The 20229-nt window shown below is 59.4% G+C and carries 20 protein-coding genes; 3 read left to right on the top strand and 17 right to left on the bottom strand.

The genetic code is table 11. From position 1 onward, the window contains the following. Positions 1-8 precede the first annotated feature (8 nt). The 4 genes from recA to KW840_RS09770 form a co-directional block, all read right to left on the bottom strand. Complete coding sequence (gene recA, locus KW840_RS09785) at positions 9-1067, bottom strand: recombinase RecA (protein ID WP_007996915.1); 1059 nt, start codon at positions 1065-1067, stop codon at positions 9-11. 83 nt (positions 1068-1150) lie between these two features. Beyond that, a complete protein-coding gene (locus tag KW840_RS09780; RefSeq protein ID WP_057716659.1) occupies positions 1151-1651 on the bottom strand; it encodes a CinA family protein in 501 nt (166 codons plus the stop codon). 118 nt (positions 1652-1769) lie between these two features. Then, positions 1770-2111 carry a phage holin family protein gene (locus KW840_RS09775; protein ID WP_150812918.1) on the bottom strand — a complete coding sequence of 114 codons (342 nt, stop codon included), beginning with the start codon at positions 2109-2111 and terminating at the stop codon, positions 1770-1772. A gap of 173 nt (positions 2112-2284) precedes the next feature. Continuing rightward, positions 2285-3019 (bottom strand): XRE family transcriptional regulator, encoded by a 735-nt coding sequence (locus KW840_RS09770; protein WP_090457764.1) that lies wholly within the window; start codon positions 3017-3019, stop codon positions 2285-2287. A 209-nt stretch (positions 3020-3228) separates the two neighbouring features. On the opposite strand from KW840_RS09770, the gene mutS reads away from it, so the two are divergent. Both mutS and fdxA read left to right on the top strand, forming a co-directional pair. Continuing rightward, positions 3229-5808 (top strand): DNA mismatch repair protein MutS, encoded by a 2580-nt coding sequence (gene mutS, locus KW840_RS09765; RefSeq protein ID WP_218495044.1) that lies wholly within the window; start codon positions 3229-3231, stop codon positions 5806-5808. Positions 5809-5950: 142 nt separating this feature from the next. Beyond that, on the top strand, positions 5951-6274 hold the full coding sequence (gene fdxA / locus KW840_RS09760; protein WP_007970729.1) for a ferredoxin FdxA: 324 nt from the start codon (positions 5951-5953) through the stop codon (positions 6272-6274). Positions 6275-6745: 471 nt separating this feature from the next. Here the strand turns inward: fdxA and rpoS are convergent, their stop codons facing one another. The 8 genes from rpoS to KW840_RS09720 form a co-directional block, all read right to left on the bottom strand. Further along, positions 6746-7753, bottom strand: a complete 1008-nt coding sequence (gene rpoS, locus KW840_RS09755; protein WP_007990225.1) for an RNA polymerase sigma factor RpoS — start codon at positions 7751-7753, stop codon at positions 6746-6748. A 104-nt stretch (positions 7754-7857) separates the two neighbouring features. Beyond that, the gene (locus tag KW840_RS09750; protein ID WP_090453404.1) at positions 7858-8715 is read right to left on the bottom strand and encodes a peptidoglycan DD-metalloendopeptidase family protein; all 858 of its coding nucleotides are present in this window, start codon (positions 8713-8715) and stop codon (positions 7858-7860) included. 211 nt (positions 8716-8926) lie between these two features. Next, the gene (locus KW840_RS09745; protein WP_172435346.1) at positions 8927-9562 is read right to left on the bottom strand and encodes a protein-L-isoaspartate(D-aspartate) O-methyltransferase; all 636 of its coding nucleotides are present in this window, start codon (positions 9560-9562) and stop codon (positions 8927-8929) included. Between the two features lie 41 nt (positions 9563-9603). Further along, the gene (gene surE / locus KW840_RS09740) at positions 9604-10353 is read right to left on the bottom strand and encodes a 5'/3'-nucleotidase SurE (RefSeq protein WP_057716156.1); all 750 of its coding nucleotides are present in this window, start codon (positions 10351-10353) and stop codon (positions 9604-9606) included. Beyond that, positions 10341-11399 carry a tRNA pseudouridine(13) synthase TruD gene (truD, locus tag KW840_RS09735; RefSeq protein ID WP_090453402.1) on the bottom strand — a complete coding sequence of 353 codons (1059 nt, stop codon included), beginning with the start codon at positions 11397-11399 and terminating at the stop codon, positions 10341-10343. Before truD ends, surE begins: the two co-directional genes overlap by 13 nt. Then, entirely contained in the window at positions 11396-11869 is a 474-nt protein-coding gene (gene ispF, locus KW840_RS09730; RefSeq protein ID WP_007970721.1) for a 2-C-methyl-D-erythritol 2,4-cyclodiphosphate synthase, read from the bottom strand. Before ispF ends, truD begins: the two co-directional genes overlap by 4 nt. A 43-nt stretch (positions 11870-11912) precedes the next feature. Then, a complete protein-coding gene (fghA, locus tag KW840_RS09725) occupies positions 11913-12758 on the bottom strand; it encodes an S-formylglutathione hydrolase (RefSeq protein WP_218495043.1) in 846 nt (281 codons plus the stop codon). 8 nt (positions 12759-12766) lie between these two features. Continuing rightward, positions 12767-13879 (bottom strand): S-(hydroxymethyl)glutathione dehydrogenase/class III alcohol dehydrogenase, encoded by a 1113-nt coding sequence (locus tag KW840_RS09720; protein ID WP_015093777.1) that lies wholly within the window; start codon positions 13877-13879, stop codon positions 12767-12769. A 107-nt stretch (positions 13880-13986) separates the two neighbouring features. On the opposite strand from KW840_RS09720, the gene KW840_RS09715 reads away from it, so the two are divergent. Next, the gene (locus tag KW840_RS09715; protein ID WP_150727674.1) at positions 13987-14883 is read left to right on the top strand and encodes a LysR substrate-binding domain-containing protein; all 897 of its coding nucleotides are present in this window, start codon (positions 13987-13989) and stop codon (positions 14881-14883) included. A 156-nt stretch (positions 14884-15039) separates the two neighbouring features. Here the strand turns inward: KW840_RS09715 and ispD are convergent, their stop codons facing one another. The 5 genes from ispD to KW840_RS09690 form a co-directional block, all read right to left on the bottom strand. After that, positions 15040-15747: a 2-C-methyl-D-erythritol 4-phosphate cytidylyltransferase gene (gene ispD / locus KW840_RS09710; protein ID WP_057716160.1), complete on the bottom strand. Its 708-nt coding sequence runs from the start codon at positions 15745-15747 to the stop codon at positions 15040-15042. Then, positions 15744-16022, bottom strand: coding sequence for a cell division protein FtsB (gene ftsB / locus KW840_RS09705; RefSeq protein ID WP_007970710.1), 279 nt, complete (start codon positions 16020-16022; stop codon positions 15744-15746). The genes ispD and ftsB overlap by 4 nt, the downstream gene beginning before the upstream one ends. A gap of 169 nt (positions 16023-16191) precedes the next feature. Next, entirely contained in the window at positions 16192-17481 is a 1290-nt protein-coding gene (gene eno / locus KW840_RS09700) for a phosphopyruvate hydratase (RefSeq protein ID WP_218495042.1), read from the bottom strand. A 156-nt stretch (positions 17482-17637) separates the two neighbouring features. After that, positions 17638-18483 (bottom strand): 3-deoxy-8-phosphooctulonate synthase, encoded by an 846-nt coding sequence (kdsA, locus tag KW840_RS09695; RefSeq protein WP_015093773.1) that lies wholly within the window; start codon positions 18481-18483, stop codon positions 17638-17640. A gap of 5 nt (positions 18484-18488) precedes the next feature. Continuing rightward, positions 18489-20120: a CTP synthase gene (locus tag KW840_RS09690; protein WP_057716161.1), complete on the bottom strand. Its 1632-nt coding sequence runs from the start codon at positions 20118-20120 to the stop codon at positions 18489-18491. Between the last annotated feature and the right edge of the window lie 109 nt (positions 20121-20229).

Here is a 20229-nt window from a genome sequence, read left to right as displayed (position 1 = left end):
CGCTTCGATCAGATATCAGCGTCAGCCAGGTCGTCTTCGGTCTCTTTGACCGCAGAAGCTTTGGCGTCCGCAACCGATGCAGGCGACAGCAGCTTGTCACGCAGTTGCTTCTCCAGCTTTGCCGCGACTTCCGGATTGTCTGCCAGGAACTTGGCCGAGTTGGCCTTGCCCTGACCGATCTTGGTGCCTTCATAGGCATACCAGGCACCGGACTTCTCGACGAAACCGTGCAGAACACCCAGGTCGATCATCTCACCGTTGAGGTAGATGCCCTTGCCGTAAAGAATCTGGAACTCGGCCTGACGGAACGGCGAAGCCACCTTGTTCTTCACAACCTTGACGCGGGTTTCGCTACCGACGACCTCATCACCTTCTTTCACCGCACCCGTACGACGGATGTCCAGACGAACCGATGCGTAGAACTTCAGTGCGTTACCACCGGTGGTGGTTTCCGGGCTACCGAACATCACGCCAATTTTCATACGGATCTGGTTGATGAAGATCACCAGGCAGTTGGCGTTCTTGATGTTACCGGTGATTTTACGCAGTGCCTGGGACATCAGACGGGCTTGCAGGCCCACGTGCATGTCACCCATTTCGCCTTCGATTTCAGCCTTTGGCACCAGGGCGGCCACGGAGTCGACGATGATCACGTCAACCGCGTTGGAACGCACCAGCATGTCGGTGATTTCCAGGGCCTGCTCGCCGGTATCCGGCTGGGAAACCAGCAGGTCGTCGACGTTGACGCCCAGCTTGCCGGCGTACTCAGGGTCGAGGGCGTGTTCGGCGTCGACGAATGCGCAGGTCGCGCCGGCTTTTTGAGCCTGGGCGATCACGGACAAGGTCAGCGTGGTTTTACCGGAAGATTCAGGACCGTAGATTTCAACAATACGGCCTTTTGGCAGACCGCCGATGCCGAGAGCGATGTCCAGCCCCAGAGAGCCAGTGGAAATGGCCGGGATCGCCTGACGGTCCTGATCGCCCATACGCATTACGGCACCCTTGCCGAATTGACGTTCGATCTGACCCAAGGCCGCAGCCAAGGCTTTCTTCTTGTTGTCGTCCATTAAAGTCCTCACGTAATCAATAAGGCCTGACGGCCAACACCTGTATAAGTAGCCAGTATTATTCCACAGCGTTTCCGGATCGCCTACCCCTGATTTGAGATTTCTGCCGCGGCATAGCGCAGCAGCCCCTCTAGCGCGGCCTTCACCGTTTGTCGGCGGACGTCATCGCGATTACCCGGGAAGTGCTGCCGCTCGCAGAACACCTGATCTCCGACGCCCCAGGCCAGCCACACCGTGCCAACCGGCTTGTTCGCCGTTCCGCCATCCGGCCCGGCGATGCCACTGACCGCCACGGAGAAATACGCGCTATTTTTCTCTTGCGCCCCCCGGACCATCGCCTCGACCACCTCGCGGCTGACCGCGCCCACGGTGGTGAACAACTCCACCGGTACATTCAGTTGCAGGGTTTTCTGTCGGTTGGAGTAAGTGACATAACCGGCCTCGAACCAGGCCGAACTCCCGGGGATACGGGTAATTGCCTCGGCGATGCCTCCGCCGGTGCAGGACTCCGCCGTGGTGACATGGGCATTGAGAACCTGCAGGCGTCTGCCGAGTTCGGCGGCGAGCTGGGTGATTTCGTTCACGGTCATCTCCTGATCGGGCGGGATGAGGTTAACCGTACACGAGCAGACCGCACTTGCAAGCGACAGGAACGATCAAAATGTAAAGAACCGGAGGCTCTGGAAAAGGCCTGTCGGAGAATCAATCTTCCACGTCACCGGAGGGGGTATGGCCGATCCCCATGCGCTTGGCCAGCCAACGCTCATACAACCCCAGAACGACGTCTGTCCCGGCCATCGCCGCTAAACAACCACCCGCACAAGCAGCCCAGATGGAAACATTGGCAGCGTGCAGCAGCATGATGACCGAAGCGCCGCAGATCATGCTGGACCCAGACCGCAGGCTCAGGCGTCGGACAAGGGACCAGCCACGAACGCCCTCTTTTTCGGCACGCCACATTTCACCGGTAACGCCACCAAGTATTGGCAGGCTGATGACCAGCCACAGAGGCATGTCCAGCAACGCATATTGCTCAGCGGTCATTTCATGCCTCCTTGAGTAGTGATCACAGCGCATTCTTTAATAGTCAGGCAGCAACATTATGCACTTATGCATAATCAGTCAATGCACAAACGCATTATTAAAAGCATGCCCAATGCTTTCAGCACACGAAAAAAACCCGCTCGGGAAGCGGGTTTTATCTAAACGGATGAGTGTTAGCGGGCGTACATACCCCACCAGAAGACATGTCCGAGGATAACAATCGGCTCCTCCTGGATCTCCTGAAAGGTGTAATCTTCGTCCGGATGCTCGTCACGGTTGAAGCTGCGCAAGCGAATGCCGGTCGGCAGGCGATAGAGTTGCTTCACCCGCAATTGGCCGTTGTGATTGATTGCATAAAGGTCGCCGTCAACGATATCGCCAATGCCGCACTTGCCGGCATTGACCCCGACCGTGGCGCCGTCGCGTAGCACCGGCAACATGCTGTTGCCCCGCACTGTCACGCATTTGGCTTGGTCGAACTGCACGCCGTTATGGCGCAGGCTCCGCTTGCCGAAGCGCAGGCTAGAGCGCTCGCTCTCCTCGATAACGAATCTTCCCGATCCCGCAGCCAATTCAACCTCGCGAAGAAAGGGGACCGACACCTCGTCGTCATCGACCGGGGTATCGTCGTCCCACAGACTTATATCCTTGAGTTCCGAATGCATAGGAGCGCGCCCGGCATTGGCGGCAGACGAGACGTCCGCGCGGCCACGCAACTGGTCGGTGCTCAAGGCGAAATACTCGGCAATCTTCGAAACATGTTTATCCGAAGGATCGACGATCTTCCCGCTGAGAATGCGCGAGAGCGTGGATTGAGGCACGCCGGTGCGACGGTGAAGCTCCGTGGGGGAGATCCCGTGCTGATCGAGCAATGCCCTTAATACAGTAGATACGTTGCGCTTTTGCATAACGCGCATAGTGCTTGCACTTTTCGAAGAAGACAATGCCGATTTGCATAGTCGATGCATAACATGATTTTTGCATCGTAAAGGATGTCACCCGGCCGTGGCGCCTGCGTCGGGCAGACCGCCCATGGTAACCTTGCGCCCATCGCGGAAAAGCCCGGCCGTTGCCCTGCTTTTGCCCCACCTCTTTCAACGAGCTTCCTGACAATCCGATGAATAAAGCCGTCTCCGACCTGTCCTCCCACACCCCGATGATGCAGCAGTACTGGCGCCTGAAAAACCAGCACCCGGACCAGCTGATGTTCTACCGCATGGGCGACTTCTACGAGATCTTCTATGAAGACGCGAAGAAGGCCGCCAAGTTGCTGGACATCACCCTGACGGCCCGCGGGCAGTCGGCTGGCCAGGCGATTCCGATGTGCGGGATTCCTTACCACGCCGCCGAGGGTTACCTGGCAAAACTGGTGAAGCTTGGCGAATCGGTGGTGATCTGCGAGCAGGTCGGCGACCCGGCCACCAGCAAAGGGCCGGTGGAGCGGCAGGTGGTACGCATCATCACGCCTGGGACGGTGAGTGACGAGGCGCTGCTCGACGAGCGCAGGGACAACCTGATCGCCGCCGTCCTGGGCGATGAGCGCCTGTTCGGCCTGGCAGTGCTGGACATCACCAGCGGCAACTTCAGCGTGCTGGAGATCAAGGGTTGGGAAAACCTGCTGGCGGAACTGGAGCGGGTCAACCCGGTGGAATTACTGATCCCGGATGACTGGCCCAAGGACTTGCCGGCGGAAAAACGCCGCGGCGTGCGTCGCCGTGCGCCGTGGGATTTCGAGCGCGATTCGGCGCTCAAAAGCCTGTGCAAGCAATTCTCGACCCAGGATCTCAAGGGCTTTGGCTGCGAAAACCTGACCCTGGCGATCGGTGCCGCCGGTTGCCTGCTGGCCTACGCTAAGGAAACCCAGCGCACCGCCCTACCCCACTTGCGCAGTTTGCGTCATGAACGCCTGGACGACACCGTGGTGCTCGATGGCGCCAGCCGTCGCAACCTGGAGCTCGACACCAACCTGGCCGGGGGCCGCGACAACACCCTGCAATCGGTGGTGGACCGTTGCCAGACCGCCATGGGCAGCCGCCTGCTGACCCGCTGGCTGAATCGCCCATTGCGCGACTTGACGGTGCTGTTGGCACGCCAGAGCTCGATCACCTGCCTGCTCGACGGTTATCGCTTCGAAAGACTGCAACCGCAGCTCAAGGAAATCGGCGACATCGAGCGGATTCTTGCGCGGATCGGCCTGCGTAATGCCCGCCCCCGCGACCTCGCCCGCTTGCGTGACGCCCTCGGCGCACTACCCGAACTGCAAGTGGCAATGACGGAGCTCGAAGCCCCACACCTCCAGCAACTCGCCACCATCACCAGCACCTACCCGGAACTGGCGGCACTGCTGGAAAAAGCCATCATCGACAACCCGCCCGCGGTCATTCGTGATGGGGGCGTGCTAAAAACCGGCTACGACAGCGAACTCGACGAATTGCAGTCGCTGAGCGAAAACGCCGGACAATTCCTGATCGACCTCGAGGCACGGGAAAAGGCCCGCACCGGCCTGTCGCATCTGAAGGTTGGTTACAACCGCATCCACGGTTACTTCATCGAGCTGCCAAGCAAGCAGGCGGAATCGGCACCGGCCGACTATATTCGTCGCCAGACGCTCAAAGGCGCCGAGCGCTTCATTACGCCGGAACTCAAGGCATTCGAAGACAAGGCACTGTCAGCCAAGAGCCGCGCCCTGGCCCGCGAGAAGATGCTGTACGAAGCGTTGCTCGAAGATCTGATCAGCCAGCTGCCACCGTTGCAGGACACCGCCGGCGCCCTGGCCGAGCTGGACGTCTTGAGCAACCTGGCCGAACGTGCACTGAACCTCGATCTGAACTGCCCGCGCTTCGTCAGCGAGCCGTGCATGCGCATCAGCCAGGGTCGTCACCCGGTGGTCGAACAAGTGCTGACCACGCCGTTCGTGGCCAACGACCTGAGCCTGGACGACAACACCCGCATGCTGGTGATCACCGGTCCGAACATGGGCGGTAAATCCACCTACATGCGTCAGACCGCATTGATTGTGCTCTTGGCGCACATCGGCAGCTTCGTGCCAGCGGCCAGTTGCGAATTGTCGCTGGTCGACCGCATCTTCACCCGGATCGGCTCCAGCGATGACCTGGCCGGCGGGCGTTCGACCTTCATGGTGGAAATGAGCGAAACCGCGAACATCCTGCACAACGCCACCGAGCGCAGCCTGGTGCTGATGGACGAAGTCGGGCGCGGCACCAGCACCTTCGACGGTCTGTCCCTGGCATGGGCGGCGGCCGAGCGCCTGGCGCATCTGCGTGCCTACACGCTGTTCGCCACCCACTACTTTGAACTGACCGTCCTGCCGGAAGCCCAGCCGCTGGTGGCCAACGTGCACCTCAATGCCACCGAGCACAACGAACGCATCGTATTCCTGCACCACGTGCTGCCCGGGCCGGCCAGCCAGAGTTATGGCCTGGCCGTTGCGCAGCTGGCCGGCGTACCGAGCGAGGTCATCACCCGTGCTCGCGAGCATCTGAGTCGCCTGGAAGACACCGCCTTGCCCCACGAAACACCGGCACCGGCCAAAGGCAAACCGGCCGCGCCGCAGCAAAGCGACCTGTTCGCCAGCCTGCCGCACCCGGTGCTGGATGACCTAGCCAAGCTCGACCTGGACGACATGACGCCACGTCGTGCTCTCGAAATGCTCTATACACTAAAGACACGGATCTAACGCAGCGGCTTGCAAGCTGTTAGAATCTCGCGCGGTTTGGGATGCTGCTGGCTAATAGCCTGGCCAGCAGACTATCGCTCCCGAACCTGGCGACCCCTACGAGAAGGGGCGCAGCAAGCCGCGCCTGAGGAGAAAATTAGAAATGACCTTCGTCGTCACCGACAACTGCATCAAGTGCAAGTACACCGACTGCGTAGAAGTCTGTCCGGTGGACTGCTTTTACGAAGGCCCGAATTTCCTGGTGATCCACCCGGATGAGTGCATCGATTGCGCGCTGTGCGAACCTGAATGCCCTGCCGTGGCTATCTTCTCTGAAGATGAAGTTCCGGCCGGCATGGAAAACTTCATTGAGCTGAACGCTGAGTTGGCCGATATCTGGCCAAACATCACCGAACGCAAAGATCCAATGCCCGATTCCGCAGAATGGGACGGCAAGCCAGGCAAGATCGCAGACCTCGAACGCTGATTACCCCCGCGTTCGCGAAAAAGGCCCCACAAGGGCCTTTTTGCTTTTCTGCGGGCAAAAAAAGGGGCGGTTTGACCCGCCCACATTTTTTCCCTATTCCCTGTATTCCTTTTCATCGTCCTGATGAATCGCGTCCTGCGATATCCATATCCCTCATCCATGAAGGACGTGTCTGTCCGTCGACACAACCTCAATACTAGAGTGTTCCCCTCCGGGATCAATCGGCCCTTGGCGCGAGATTCAGGTGTCACACATCATTAATACTAAAAAATATTAATATAAATCAAAGATATATAGGCGGTCGACGCTCCGAATGGACGACTGCCGGGGTGTAAAAATAACGAACACTTACGCAAGAGTAAGCCTAGGCTTACAGCACGAAACCAAAATCCCGAGGGGACTCGGTCTCCTGGCCAGGCAATAAAAAACCCCGAGCCAGTCGGGGTTTTTCATGCCATCGCAGTAAGTGCCTTATTGGAACAGCGACTCGCTCGACAGACCATTTTTTTCCAGGATCTCGCGCAGCCGCTTCAAGCCTTCCACCTGAATCTGTCTGACCCGCTCCCGGGTCAGGCCGATTTCCAGGCCGACGTCTTCAAGGGTGCTGCTTTCATGGCCGCGCAGGCCGAAGCGGCGTACAACCACTTCGCGTTGCTTGTCGGTCAGTTCCGAGAGCCATTGATCGATGCTCTGGGACAGGTCGTCGTCCTGCAACAATTCGCATGGATCGGTTGGACGGTCGTCAGTCAGGGTGTCCAGCAGGGTTTTATCCGAATCCGGACCCAGCGAGACGTCGACCGAAGAAACCCGTTCGTTAAGGCCTAGCATACGCTTGACCTCTCCCACCGGTTTTTCCAGCAGGTTGGCGATTTCTTCGGGTGAGGGTTCATGGTCGAGTTTTTGCGTCAGCTCCCGCGCGGCCCGCAGGTACACATTCAGCTCCTTGACCACATGGATCGGCAACCGGATGGTCCGGGTCTGATTCATGATTGCGCGTTCGATGGTCTGGCGAATCCACCAGGTCGCGTAGGTCGAGAAGCGGAAACCGCGTTCCGGATCGAACTTCTCCACCGCCCGGATCAAGCCGAGGTTGCCCTCTTCGATCAGGTCCAGTAGCGACAACCCACGATTGACGTAGCGTCGGGCGATTTTCACCACCAGTCGCAGGTTGCTTTCAATCATGCGTTTGCGCCCGGCCGGATCGCCACTTTGCGACAGGCGCGCAAAATGAACTTCTTCTTCGGGTGATAGCAGGGGAGAGAAACCAATTTCATTGAGATACAACTGCGTGGCATCAAGTGCCCGCGTGTAGTCAATGTACTTGTGCTGTTTCAAGGATGCGGAGTGTTTGGATTTGGCACGAACGGAAGGTGGAGCCGCCCCTTCATCATTCGACATCGAATCCGTATCGATGCTGCTCTCCATCAGGAGAACCTCATCGTCGATGTCAAACTCCGGCACTTCTTTACTGAGAGCCATTGTTATAGTCCTTTGGTGAGTTCGACCTCAAGCTCAAGCGGCGCCTTTCTCCCTGGCAACGCTGGAGCCTGTCCCCTCTACGCGACGGAACAGGCTGGTAGCGATCAACGGCGTGGCAGGAATTGCAGCGGATCTACAGGTTTACCTTGGCGGCGAATCTCAAAATGCAGTTTCACCCGGTCTGTACCCGTTGACCCCATTTCGGCAATTGTCTGTCCGACCTTGACCTGCTGCCCCTCCCGAACCAACAGCCTGCGGTTATGTCCGTAGGCACTGACGTAGGTTTCACTGTGCTTGATGATCACTAATTCGCCGTAGCCCCTTAAGCCACTCCCGGCGTATACCACCGTCCCATCAGACGCAGCTAAAACAGGCTGTCCCAAATCTCCGGCGATATCAATTCCTTTATTCAAACTACCGTTTGAAGAGAATTTTCCAATCAGAATGCCATTAGATGGCCATCCCCAGCCGGTCGGGGCTGGCCCGGGAGGTGGCAAAGGAGCAGGGGCTGGCTTGCTCGCGACGGACGGTACAACCGTCGTTGTGCTGGTGGTCGTACCGTTTGCCGAACGACGGATGACCGTGGTTTTACTCGACGACGAAGGTGTTGAACTGGACGAGCTGACCACCGCCGTCGACGTTGAATTTGTACGACCATCAAAGCGAATCGTCTGACCCGGACGGATGGTGTAAGGCGCAGGAATGTTGTTGCGTGCCGCCAGGGCCTTGTAGTCCCAGCCGTAACGGAAGGCGATGGAGAACAGGGTGTCCTTGGGCCGAACAATGTATTGCCCGGTGGTCACGGCTGGACGCTGAGCCGCGGCATTGTTACGGTCCACGACACGAACATCGCTGGACTTGTTGCTGGAACAACCGACCAGCAAAGTGCTCAAGACAAGGCCAGTCACCAGGCGCTGAAAGCTCGTTTTACTCATACGCTGCGCAATGACTGTGAGACTCACCCGCCGCTCCCTCTGTGGTGGCTGAAAATGTGAAATGCCGGAGTCCGGCATGAACTGTCGCAAGTATAACGGGCCGTGCACGCTTTACCTTTAATGTGGCGAATCGGTGCCGCGCACACGTTTGCTGCCTGACGATGAATCCCGTTTAACACAACGATGCCGCTGTAAGACAAAGGCAATCGAAGAGAATTCAGCGTGCCGAAACAAATGCTCAGGCCAGTGGCCCATTGAGCAGTGGCACGAAGCGCACAGCCCCCAGGACATGCCTGGAAAAACCTTGTTCCTCGCGGATGATCAGCATCAATTGCTGGACTTCGCCGGCCCCGACCGGGATCACCATTCGGCCTCCCGGTGCCAACTGGTCAAGCAATGCCTGGGGCACGTCGGTTGCCACTGCGGTGACGATAATCCCGTTGTATGGTGCCAGTGCCGGCCAGCCCTCCCAGCCATCGCCCCAGCGGAACACCACGTTGCGCAGATTCAGTTCGACCAGGCGTTCCTTTGCCCGATCCTGCAGAACCTTGATGCGCTCGACCGAGAACACACGCTCGACCAGTTGCGACAGCACCGCCGTCTGATAGCCCGACCCGGTGCCGATCTCCAGCACCTTGTCGAGCGGACCGGCCTCCAGCAGCAGCTCGCTCATGCGCGCCACCATATAAGGCTGGGAGATGGTCTGGTTGTTGCCAATCGGCAGCGCGGTGTCTTCATAGGCACGGTGCGCCAGCGCTTCGTCGACGAACAGGTGGCGCGGGGTCCGGCGAATGACCTCCAGTACCCTGGCGTTGGAGATGCCTTCTTCGTACAGACGCTGGATCAGCCGCTCCCGGGTTCGCTGGGAGGTCATGCCGATGCCGCGACGCAGCATATCGTCTTGTTCGCGACCCATCAGCGCAGCCCCTCCAGCCAGCCGTCCAGACTTCTGAAGGCATCATTGAAGGTGCGATCCAGTTGCAGCGGCGTGATCGAAACATAACCCTGCATCACTGCATGGAAATCGGTACCCGGACCACCGTCTTCGGCATCCCCGGCCGCCGCGATCCAGTAACCGGACTTGCCCCGCGGATCCACCACTTTCATCGGTGCCGCGGCTCGGGCGCGATGGCCCAGGCGGGTCAGCTGGATACCGCGGATGCGGTCCAGCGGCAAATTGGGAATGTTCACGTTCAGTACCGTACGCGGTGGCAGATCCAGGTCAGCATGGGCTTCAACCAGTTTGCGCGCGAAATGGGCAGCTGTGGGAAGGTTCTCTACCTGGCGTGAGACCAGCGAAAAGGCAAACGAGGGGTGATTCAGGAAACGCCCCTCGAGGGCCGCCGCCACCGTGCCGGAATACAGGACATCGTCCCCCAGGTTCGCACCCAGGTTTATTCCGGAAACCACCATGTCCGCTTCGCGCTCCAGCAGGCCGTTGAGGCCCAGGTGCACACAATCGGTCGGCGTGCCGTTGAGGCTGATAAAGCCGTTGGCCAGGGTTTGCGGGTGCAACGGACGGTCGAGCGTCAGCGAACTGCTGGCGCCGCTCTTGTCCTGGTCCGGGGCGATAACCACGCACTCGGTGTAATCCGCCAGCGCAGCATAAAGCGCGGCGAGACCGGGTGCTGTTACCCCATCGTCGTTAGAAATCAGAATACGCATGGGCTGTCCGTCTGCCCCACCGGCACCAGATCAACAAGCTCGCGCACCAATACGGTGGCGAAGCATCCGGCCGGCAGGACGAATTCCAGTTGCAGAATGTCAGGCTCGGGATAATGCCACGTCAACCCGCCAATGGGCAGCCGCAGGATGCGACGTTCGTGGCTCATACCGGCGTTAATCAACCAATCGCGAAGGTCTGCTTCGCGCGCAGCGATTGCCTGCTCCAGTTCATGGACAACGCCCGTGGCCGGCGAGTCACCTTCGCCCCACTGCGGGCCGGTCGGGTGCAGATCGAGAATCGCCAGGCGCGGGTCGCTGCACTCGGCTTCGCCTGCCGGGAAAAAGCTGCGGCTGTCGGTGAACGCCAGCAGATCGCCCACCTGGGCACGCTGCCAGGTGCCATCGGCAACTCGTGCGGCCAGCACCTGATTGAACAGAAAACTGCGCGCCGTGGAGAGCAGACGCGAGCGCACGTTGCGCTGCTCCGGCAAGGCCTTGCGCGCGGCCCAGGCGCGAGCATCGACGACGTTGCCGCCGTCATGGCCGAAACGCTGGGCGCCGAAATAATTGGGGATGCCTTGTTTGGCGATCAGTTGCAGACGTTCTTCAAGCGCAGCCTTGTCGCCAGCGAATTGCGTCAGGCGCAACGTAAAACCGTTGGCCGAGTGGGCACCGCGTTGCAGTTTGCGCTTGTGGCGGGCGGTCTTGAGGATCTTCAGCGTATCGTTTTCCGCAGCCGACAGATCAGGGTCGGCCTTGCCCGGCAATTGCACGCTGAACCACTGGCGAGTCAACGCCTGACGGTCCTTGAGCCCGGCATAACTGACGGTGCGCAATGGCACGCCGGCAGCCTTGGCAATCCGTCGCGCCGCTTCTTCAGTATTCAGACCACGCTTTTCCACCCAGATCCACAGGTGTTCGCCCTCGCCGCTGAGGGGAATGTCGAGGACTTCGTCGACCTGGAAATCTTCGGCGATCGCTTTCAGGACCGCCGTGCCGAGGGCCTCACCGTAAGCCCGCGGGCCGAGCAATTGCAGTTCGTTCATGCGCGCAGCAACAAGGCAACGGAGTGCACGGCAATGCCTTCTTCGCGACCGACAAAGCCGAGCTTTTCGGTGGTGGTAGCTTTCACGTTCACTTGATCCAACTCTACTTGAAGATCCGCGGCGATCAGCGCGCGCATCGATTCGATATGCGGGGCCATTTTCGGCGCCTGGGCGACGATGGTGTTATCGACGTTGCCGACTTTCCAGCCTTTGGCATGGACCAGTGCGACGACGTGACGCAACAGCGCACGGCTGTCGGCGCCCTTGAATTGCGGGTCGGTATCCGGGAAATGCTTGCCGATGTCGCCCAGCGCCGCGGCGCCGAGCAAGGCATCGCTCAAGGCGTGCAAGAGGACGTCACCGTCAGAGTGGGCGAGCAGCCCGAAGCTGTGTGCAATGCGCACACCGCCCAGAGTGATGAAATCGCCTTCAGCGAAACGGTGCACATCATAGCCGTGGCCAATACGCATAAAAAAACGCCCCGATTTTTGTCAGGGCGTGATTCTACCTGCATTAGCCAACCAGAGCATGCGCGTGATGCCGCAAGTGCTCATCGATGAAACTGGCAATGAAGAAATAGCTGTGGTCATAGCCCGGCTGCAGGCGCAACGTCAGCGGGTGACCGGCCAGTTTGGCCGCCTGCTGCAAGGCTTCCGGCTTGAGCTGGTTGGCGAGGAAGTCGTCGCGATCACCCTGGTCGACCAACAGCGGCAGCTGCTCATCGGCCTCGGCAATCAACGCGCAGGCATCCCATTCGCGCCATTTCGAACGGTCCTCTCCCAGATAGCGGGAAAAGGCTTTCTGCCCCCACGGGCAATCCATCGGGTTGTTGATTGGCGAGAACGCCGACACCGACAGATAGTGCCCCGGATTGCGCAAGGCGCAGACCAGCGCACCGTGGCCGCCCATGGAATGGCCACTGATACCGCGCCTGTCCGACGCCGGGAAATGGGCTTCGACCAATGTCGGCAATTCCTGCACGACATAGTCATGCATCCGATAGTGCCGCGACCACGGTTCCTGAGTGGCATTCAGGTAAAACCCGGCGCCGAGGCCAAAGTCCCAGGCGCCATCCGGATCGCCCGGCACTTCAGGACCGCGAGGGCTGGTGTCCGGTGCGACGATGATCAGACCGAGCTCCGCGGCCATGCGCATGGCGCCGGCCTTTTGCATGAAGTTCTCGTCGGTGCAGGTCAGGCCGGACAACCAGTACAACACCGGCAGCTTGCCGCCCTGCTCCGCTTGCGGTGGCAGGTAGACGGCGAACACCATGTCGCAGCCGAGCACTTCCGAGCGATGGCGATAGCGTTTGTGCCAGCCGCCGAAGCTTTTCTGGCAGGAGATGTTTTCCAGGCTCATGGCGGACCTCAGAAATGGATGACGGAGCGAATGCTTTTCCCTTCGTGCATCAGGTCAAACGCCTTGTTGATATCTTCCAGGCCCATGGTGTGGGTGATGAAGGTATCCAGCGGAATCTCGCCGGTTTCGGCCATTTCCACATAGCTTGGCAACTCGGTACGGCCACGCACGCCGCCGAACGCCGAACCCCGCCAGACGCGACCGGTGACCAGCTGGAACGGACGGGTCGAGATTTCCTGGCCGGCACCGGCAACGCCGATGATCACCGACTCGCCCCAACCCTTGTGGCAGCACTCCAGTGCGGCGCGCATCAGTTGCACGTTACCGATGCACTCGAAGGAAAAATCCACGCCGCCATCGGTCATGTCGACGATGACTTCCTGGATCGGACGATCGAAGTCTTTCGGGTTCACGCAGTCGGTTGCACCCAGCTGCTTGGCGATCTCGAATTTGGCCGGGTTGATGTCGATGGCGATGATGCGGGCAGCCTTGGCTTTTACGGCGCCGATAACAGCCGACAGACCGATGCCGCCAAGACCGAAAATGGCGACCGTATCACCCGGTTTCACCTTGGCGGTGTTGAGCACTGCACCGATACCGGTAGTGACACCGCAGCCCAGCAGGCAGACTTTTTCCAGTGGCGCTTCCTTGGCGATTTTCGCAACGGAAATCTCCGGAAGCACGGTGTACTCGGAGAACGTGGAAGTACCCATGTAGTGGAAAATCGTTTCGCCCTTGTAGGAAAAACGCGAAGTACCGTCGGGCATCAAGCCTTTGCCCTGGGTCGCGCGAATCGCCTGGCAGAGGTTGGTTTTTCCCGACAGGCAGAATTTGCACTGACGGCATTCCGGGGTGTACAGCGGGATCACATGATCACCGACTGCAACGGAGGTCACGCCCTCGCCGATCGCTTCCACGATCGCACCACCTTCATGGCCGAGGATCGACGGGAAGATGCCTTCCGGATCAGCGCCGGACAAGGTGTAGGCATCGGTATGGCAAACACCGGAGGCCACCACGCGCAGCAAGACTTCGCCGGCCTTGGGCATGGCGACATCGACTTCAACGATTTCGAGGGGCTTCTTGGCCTCGAAGGCAACGGCGGCGCGCGACTTGATCATGGTGATTCTCCAGTGAATTAAAACGAGACAACGAGTGTAATACATGGCTCAACGATGAATAATCGATGCAAATGCAAAATATTATTGCCACACAGGGATAATCATTGATGTCCGAAAATCGCTGGGAAGGGATCGACGAGTTTGTCGCCGTTGCCGAATGCAGCCAGTTCACCGCTGCCGCGCAACGCCTGGGGGTTTCTTCCTCCCATATCAGTCGACAAATCGTACGCCTCGAAGAGCGCCTGCAAACCCGCCTGCTCTACCGCAGCACCCGCCGGGTCACGCTGACCGAGGCCGGGCAAACCTTCCTGCAACATTGCCAGCGCTTGCAGGATGGCCGCGAAGAGGCGTTGCGCGCGGTGGGCGATTTGACCAGCGAACCCAAGGGCATGCTGCGCATGACCTGCGCCGTGGCTTACGGCGAGCGCTTCATCGTGCCGCTGGTGACCCGCTTCATGGGGTTGTATCCGCAACTGCGGATCGACATCGAACTGAGCAATCGCCAGCTTGACCTGGTGCACGAAGGCCTCGACCTGGCGATTCGCCTCGGGCGCTTGCAGGACTCACGGCTGGTCGCCACCCGCCTCGCGCCGCGACGCATGTTTCTCTGTGCCTCTCCGTCCTACCTTGAACGGTACGGTCGCCCACACAGTTTGTCGGAACTGAGCCGCCACAACTGCCTCATCGGCAGCTCGGACCTCTGGCAACTGGAACAGAACGGGAGGGAGTTTTCGCAAAGAGTGCAAGGAAACTGGCGCTGCAACAGTGGGCAAGCCGTACTGGATGCTGCGCTACAAGGCGTAGGGCTGTGTCAGTTGCCGGACTATTACGTGCTGGAACATTTGAATAGCGGCGCGTTGATTTCGTTACTGGAGGCGCATCAACCACCGAACACGGCGGTTTGGGCGCTGTATCCGCAGCAGCGGCATCTGTCGCCGAAGGTGCGCAAGTTGGTGGATTTTTTAAAAGAGGGATTGGCTGAAAGGCCGGAATACCGAAGCTAGCTGGCGTGTCAGCAAGATATCGGTGACCGGACTACCGCTATCGCGAGCAAGCTCGCTCCCACAGTGGGCGGGGTCGAACACAAATCTTGTAAACGCCAGCAAACCCTGTGGGAGCGAGCTCGCTCGCGATTGGGGGCAGCACGAAACCAATGTCAATCAGTGACGATTGGCCCAACGCTGCCGCAACCACTCAAGGTCTTCTGGACGCGTAACCTTGAGGTTATCGGACCGCCCTTCGACCAGTCGCGGTGCCGAACCGGCCCACTCCATCGCCGAAGCTTCGTCAGTAACAACGGCATCTGCCACCAGGCTGTCAGCCAGTGCGCGATGCAACGCCCCAAGGCGGAACATCTGCGGCGTGTAGGCCTGCCAGATCACACTGCGATCCACGGTTTCGACCACACGACCGTGCTTGTCGACCCGCTTGAGCGTATCCCGCGCCGGAACCGCCAGCAGCCCGCCGACAGGATCGTCAGCCAGCTCAGCCAGCAGCTTGTCCAGATCGTCACGGCTGAGGTTCGGCCGTGCGGCATCGTGAACCAGTACCCAATCCTCATCATCAGCGCCCTGCGCATGCAAGTGCAGCAAGGCGTTGAGCACCGACCCGGAACGTTCGGCGCCGCCCTCGACCCGGGCAATACGCGGATCACTGGCACACGCCAGGTTCGGCCAATAAGGATCGTCCACAGCAACACTGACCACCAGACCTTTCAGGCATGGATGATCAAGGAAACAGCCAAGGCTGTGTTCGAGAATAGTGCGCCCGCCCAGTTGCAGATACTGCTTGGGACGGTCCGCGGCCATACGGGCACCGACGCCCGCGGCAGGAATCACGGCCCAGAAGGCCGGTAACGAATTAATCATTGGGCCAACTGGTAAAGGGTTTCACCGTCCTTGACCATACCCAACTCATGACGAGCCCGTTCTTCGACGGTCTCCATGCCCTTTTTCAACTCACTGACCTCGGCGTCCATCACCCGGTTGCGTTCCAGCAATGCCTGGTTCTCAGCCTGCTGATCCGCAATCTGCTGAGTCAACTCGGCCACTTGCGCCAGACTGCCATTTCCCACCCACAGGCGGTACTGCAGGCCAGCCAGCAACAAAAGCAGGATGAGGAACAACCAATTGGGACTGCGCATCGAATATCAGGTATCCAGTGAAAAAAGACAGCCATGCCAAACGTGAAGCTTCTGATAGCACGAAGCCTGGAAGAACCAGGCTTGTGCATATAAGGCATCAGATTAGTGGCAAAAACGTCGCTGTAGCGATTTTTCCGACACAATCCGGTGTCTTTTTACCAGTTACCGCTTAACCGCGGAACTCGCCGCGACCGTTGTACTTGGCTTTGCCGTTCAACTGCTCTTCGATACGCAGCAGTTGGTTGTACTTGGAAACGCGGTCGGAACGGCACAGGGAGCCGGTCTTGATCTGGCCAGCCGAGGTGCCCACGGCCAGGTCGGCAATGGTCGAATCTTCGGTTTCGCCGGAGCGGTGCGAAATCACGGCAGTGTAACCGGCAGCCTTGGCCATCTGGATGGCTTCCAGGGTTTCGGTCAGGGTGCCGATCTGGTTGAACTTGATCAGGATCGAGTTGGCGATCTTCTTGTCGATGCCTTCTTTCAGGATCTTGGTGTTGGTGACGAACAGGTCGTCGCCTACCAGCTGAGTCTTCTCGCCGATCTTGTCGGTGAGGATCTTCCAGCCAGCCCAGTCGGACTCGTCCAGGCCATCTTCGATGGAGATGATCGGGTAACGCTCGGTCAGGCCTTTGAGGTAGTCAGCGAAACCTTCGGCGGTGAACACCTGGCCTTCGCCGGACAGGTTGTACTTGCCGTCTTCGTAGAACTCGCTGGCTGCGCAGTCCAGGGCCAGGGTCACGTCGGTGCCCAGCTTGTAACCGGCGTTGGCCACGGCTTCGGAGATCACTTTCAAAGCGTCTTCGTTGGAGGCCAGGTTCGGCGCGAAACCACCTTCGTCACCGACGGCAGTGCTCAGGCCACGGGCCTTCAGCACGGCTTTGAGGTGGTGGAAAATCTCGGTGCCCATGCGCAGACCTTCCGAGAAAGACTTGGCGCCAACCGGCTGAACCATGAATTCCTGGATGTCGACGTTGTTATCGGCGTGCTCGCCGCCGTTGATGATGTTCATCATCGGAACCGGCATCGAGTAGACACCCGGGGTGCCGTTCAGGTTGGCGATGTGAGCGTACAGCGGCAGGTCCTGGTCCTGTGCTGCTGCCTTGGCCGCGGCCAGGGAAACGGCGAGGATCGCGTTGGCGCCCAGGGAACCTTTGTTTTCAGTACCGTCGAGCTTGATCATTGCCTGATCGAGCGCTTTCTGGTCGCTTGGGTCCATGCCTTTCAACAGGTCGCGGATCGGACCGTTGATGTTGGCTACGGCCTTCAGAACGCCCTTGCCCAGGTAACGGCTCTTGTCGCCATCGCGCAGCTCGAGCGCCTCACGCGAGCCAGTGGAAGCACCGGACGGCGCGCAGGCACTGCCGATGATGCCGTTGTCGAGAAGCACGTCCGCTTCCACGGTGGGATTGCCACGGGAGTCGAGAACTTCACGACCTTTGATGTCGACGATTTTAGCCATTGTTGTAAACACTCCAAAGTTGACGAAAACGACGCAGCTGTAGGAAATCTTTGATCGTCGGCAAGTGAGGTGCAGCGGGCAGTCTTGCAGACGACAAGGCTCAGGCCCGAGGGCCTGAGCGTTAAATCGTGCGGTACTTTACCGGAGAATTGAGGATTACGCGGTTTCTACCGTCGGAAAACTCTTCACCAGTTCGTCCAAAGCTTTGAGCTGGGCCAGGAATGGCTCCAGTTTGTCCAGGCGCAAGGCGCAAGGACCGTCGCACTTGGCGTTGTCCGGATCCGGGTGGGCTTCCAGGAACAGGCCGGCCAGCGACTGGCTCATACCGGCTTTTGCCAGGTCGGTGACCTGGGCGCGACGACCGCCGGCGGAATCGGAGCGACCACCAGGCATTTGCAGCGCGTGGGTCACATCGAAGAACACCGGGTATTCGAACTGCTTCATGATGCCGAAGCCGAGCATGTCGACGACGAGGTTGTTGTAGCCGAAGCTCGAACCACGCTCGCAGAGGATCAACTGATCGTTACCCGCTTCCACGCACTTGTTCAGGATGTGCTTCATTTCCTGGGGGGCGAGGAACTGGGCTTTCTTGATGTTGATCACGGCGCCCGTTTTGGCCATCGCGACCACGAGGTCGGTCTGGCGCGACAGGAATGCCGGCAACTGGATGATGTCGCAGACTTCAGCGACGACCGCGGCCTGGTCAGGCTCGTGGACGTCGGTGATGATCGGCACGCCGAAGGCTTGCTTGATGTCCTGGAAGATGCGCATGCCTTCTTCCAGGCCAGGACCACGATAGGAGGTCACAGAAGACCGGTTGGCCTTGTCGAAACTGGCCTTGAACACGTAAGGGATACCGAGCTTTTCGGTGACCTTCACATACTCTTCGCAAACCTGCATGGCCATGTCACGGCTTTCCAGCACGTTCATGCCGCCGAACAGCACCATGGGCTTGTCGTTGGCAATCTCGATGTCGCCGACGCGGATGATCTTCTGTGCCATCGGGGTTACGCCTTCTTCTGGTGTTGAGCCAACGCGGCCTTGACGAAACCGCTGAACAGCGGGTGACCGTCGCGTGGCGTCGAGGTGAACTCAGGGTGGAACTGGCAAGCGACGAACCATGGGTGATCCGGAGCTTCAACCACTTCAACCAGTGCGCCATCACCGGAACGACCGGAGATTTTCAAACCGGCTTCCATGATTTGCGGCAGCAGGTTGTTGTTCACTTCGTAGCGATGACGATGACGCTCGACAATCACGTCTTTGCCGTAGCAACCGTGGACCAGGGAACCCGGCTCCAGCAGGCAATCCTGCGCGCCCAGGCGCATGGTGCCGCCCAGGTCGGAGGTTTCGGTACGGGTTTCGACGGCGCCGGTGGCATCTTCCCACTCGGTGATCAGGCCCACGACCGGGTGGCCGCTTGCACGATCGAACTCGGTGGAGTTGGCGTCTTTCCAGCCCATCACGTTACGTGCGAACTCGATAACGGCCACTTGCATGCCCAGGCAGATACCCAGGTACGGAACCTTGTTTTCGCGAGCGTATTGAACGGCAGTGATCTTGCCTTCGACACCACGCAGACCGAAGCCGCCCGGTACCAGGATGGCATCGACGCCTTCGAGCAGCGCGGTGCCCTGGTTCTCGATGTCTTCGGAATCGATGTAGCGCAGGTTGACCTTGGTACGGTTGCTGATGCCCGCGTGACTCATCGCTTCGATCAGCGACTTGTAGGCGTCCAGCAGCTCCATGTACTTGCCGACCATGGCGATGGTGACTTCGTGCTCAGGGTTGAGCTTGGCGTCGACCACGGCTTCCCACTCGGACAGATCGGCACCGCCGCATTGCAGGCCGAAACGCTCGACGACGAAATCGTCCAGGCCCTGGGAGTGCAGGATGCCCGGGATCTTGTAGATGGTATCGGCGTCTTCCAGCGCGATTACCGCACGTTCTTCGACATTGGTGAACTGCGCGATCTTGCGACGCGACGACACATCGATCGGGTGGTCGGAGCGGCAGACCAGCACGTCTGGTTGCAGGCCGATGGAACGCAGTTCCTTCACCGAGTGCTGGGTAGGCTTGGTCTTGGTTTCGCCGGCAGTGGCGATGTACGGCACCAGTGTCAGGTGCATCAGCATCGCGCGCTTGGCGCCGACTTCGAAACGCAGTTGGCGGATCGCCTCGAGGAACGGTTGCGACTCGATGTCACCCACGGTGCCACCGATCTCGACCATTGCCACGTCAGCGTCGCCGGCACCCTTGATGATGCGGCGCTTGATTTCGTCGGTGATGTGCGGGATCACCTGGATGGTTGCACCCAGGTAGTCACCACGGCGCTCCTTGCGCAGGACGTGTTCGTAGACACGGCCCGTGGTGAAGTTGTTGTTCTGGGTCATGGTCGTGCGGATGAACCGCTCGTAGTGACCCAGGTCCAGGTCGGTCTCGGCGCCGTCGTGAGTGACGAACACTTCACCGTGCTGGAACGGGCTCATCGTGCCCGGGTCGACGTTGATGTACGGGTCCAGCTTCAGCATGGTGACCTTAAGTCCCCGCGCCTCCAGGATGGCCGCCAATGATGCCGATGCAATGCCTTTCCCCAATGAAGAAACAACACCGCCCGTGACGAATATGTAGCGCGTCATGAAAAACCCTAGAAGTCTGCGTTAAAGCGGTCCGAGCCGCCGGGGAAAGCGAAGGAAGGCCGAAGCCCCCGATCACCTGCATTAATCACAGTGCACCTTTCGAAAAAAC

The organism is Pseudomonas sp. PDM30 (assembly GCF_019218985.1).
Lineage (GTDB): Bacteria > Pseudomonadota > Gammaproteobacteria > Pseudomonadales > Pseudomonadaceae > Aquipseudomonas > Aquipseudomonas jessenii.
The sequence above is the reverse complement of the archived record's forward strand: the minus strand, read 5'-3'. Positions and strand labels throughout refer to the sequence as shown.